This window comes from Boseongicola sp. (genome assembly GCF_057460485.1).
Genome location: NZ_JBVCWP010000433.1, coordinates 1 through 2,165, shown reverse-complemented (window position 1 = coordinate 2,165; position 2,165 = coordinate 1). Strand labels below are relative to the sequence as shown.

2 protein-coding genes are annotated in these 2,165 nt (G+C 59.1%); both read left to right on the top strand.

The window, feature by feature from the left end; genetic code table 11:
* On the top strand, positions 1-823 hold an 823-nt coding region (locus AC221Y_RS23230), incomplete at its 5' end, for a LysR substrate-binding domain-containing protein (protein ID WP_486708649.1).
* A gap of 51 nt (positions 824-874) precedes the next feature.
* Positions 875-2,028 (top strand): IS3 family transposase gene (locus AC221Y_RS23225; RefSeq protein WP_486708648.1). Its coding sequence is split into 2 segments (ribosomal slippage): positions 875-1,127 and positions 1,127-2,028, totalling 1,155 coding nucleotides; the frame shifts between segments, so codons are not numbered across the junction.
* Positions 2,029-2,165: the final 137 nt, after the last annotated feature.

The following is a 2,165-nucleotide window of genomic DNA, read 5'->3' as shown; positions in this document are numbered from 1 at the left end:
GGAGCTTTGCCTGTCACCGTCGGCGATAAGCCATCAGATCCGCGCTCTGGAGGACTATCTGGATACGGCTTTGTTCGAGCGCCGGGGCAACCGGCTGACCCTGACCCTGACCGGACGCGGCTATGCCGGCAAGATGACCAGCCTTCTCAACACGTTCGACGAAAGCACCCGAGCAGTGCGCGAGGCCGGCAGCAGACCGTTCCGGGTGCTCTGCACGCCGGGTTTCGCCGCGCGCTGGCTGGTGCCCCGGCTCGACCGTCTGAGCTTTGGCGACCGCGTTCGGTTGCGAGTCTCGACCGGCGCGCCCTCGACCGATTTCGCCAACAACGAGGCCGATGTGGTGATCCAGTGGTCCGACACTCCGGTCCCCGGGGTCCGCAGCGAGGTACTGCTGGTATCGTCCCGCTACCCGGTGGCCAGCCCCGAACTGCGGCGGCGCGAAAACATCCGCGCACCCGAGGATCTGTTGCGCGTCCCGCTGATGCATGACGAGGTGCAGGACGCCTGGGCGGAATGGTTCACCATGGCCGGAATCGCGCCGCCCGCCATGCCGCGTGGCCCGGTCCTGCCGAATTGCGAGCTGGCTACCACGGCGGCAGAACGCGGCCAGGGCGTGGCGCTGGCCTTTGACGCAATGGTGCGCGACACCCTGTCCGAGGGGCGGCTGGTGCCGCTGTTCGACACCGTTACCATGCCGGTCGTGATCTATTCGCTGGCCTGCCCCGAGGCCCGCGCCGAGGATCCGATGATCCGCGAGTTCCGCGACTGGATCTTTGCCGAGGCGGCGGCACAAGTGAGCTACCCCCTGAAATTTGGACACTGACGTAAGCTGCAATTTGTTGTCTGTTGATCTTCAACACGAAGGAGATCGACGATGTCTAAGAGAAAGCAACATCACCCAGAGTTTAAGGCCAAGGTGGCATTGGAAGTGCTGAAGGGCGAGGCGACGGTTTCAGAGTTGGCGAGTCGCTTTGGGGTTCACCCGACGATGATCCACCAATGGAAACGGACTTTGCTTGAAGGCGCGTCGGGCGTGTTCGAGCGTGGCAGTCGGAAAGCGCCTGAAGTTGACGAGGAACAGGTCAAAGACTTGCATGCCAAGATCGGGGAGTTGGCCGTCGCCAACGATTTTTTGGCAAGAAAGCTCAAGCCCTGGACCGGAAAGTGAGGCGGGACATGATTGAGCCGAACGTCTCAAACCTGTCTGTTGGCAAGCAGTGTGCCCTGCTGTCGATCTCGCGGTCCTCGTTTTACTATGAGCCAAAGGGTGAGACCGATATGAACCTTGATCTGATGCGTTTGATCGACAAGCAGTTTCTGGAGACGCCCTTTTACGGCGTGCGGCAGATGACGTGGCATCTGCGGAATGAGGATCATCTCGTAAATGAGAAACGCATTCGGCGGCTCATGCGCCAAATGGGGTTGATGCCGATCTATCAGAAACCGAACACCAGCAAGGCAGCGAAGGGGCACAAGGTTTACCCCTATCTGCTACGCGGGCTTCGTGTGACCCGCCCCAATCAAGTCTGGTGTTCGGATATCACCTATCTGCCGATGCGACGCGGGTTCCTGTATCTCGTCGCCATCATGGACTGGCACACGCGCAAAGTTCTGGCTTGGCGCATCTCGAACACTCTGGAGGCGGAATCGTGCGTTGATGCGCTGAATGAGGCAATCCACAAGTTCGGCCCGCCTGAGATCATGAATACGGACCAGGGTTCGCAGTTCACATCGTTCGTCTGGACAGATCGGCTGCGCCGGTCGGGCGTACGTATATCAATGGATGGCAAGGGCCGCTTCCTCGACAACATCTTTGTCGAACGGCTCTGGCGATCCCTGAAATACGAATGCGTCTATCTGCACGCTTGGGACACCGGTTCAGAAGCCAGGGCCGGTGTCCGGAAATGGATCGAATTCTACAACCGAAAACGTCCGCATTCCGCTCTTGGCGGCAAGCCACCAGCTGTGGTCTACTGGCAGCGAAATGACGCAACCAAACCCGATCAGCAGGAGCAGAAAGTAGCTTAAATTACGCTAGAAACTGTCCAGTCATTGGGGAGTACCTCATAGGGCCGCAAGCGGAACCATTTTCTCCCTGAATTGTCGAAATCCCTAGCCTGCTTATCTCGCAATTCAGTATTCCCGAGCGTTCTGACTTTCCACTG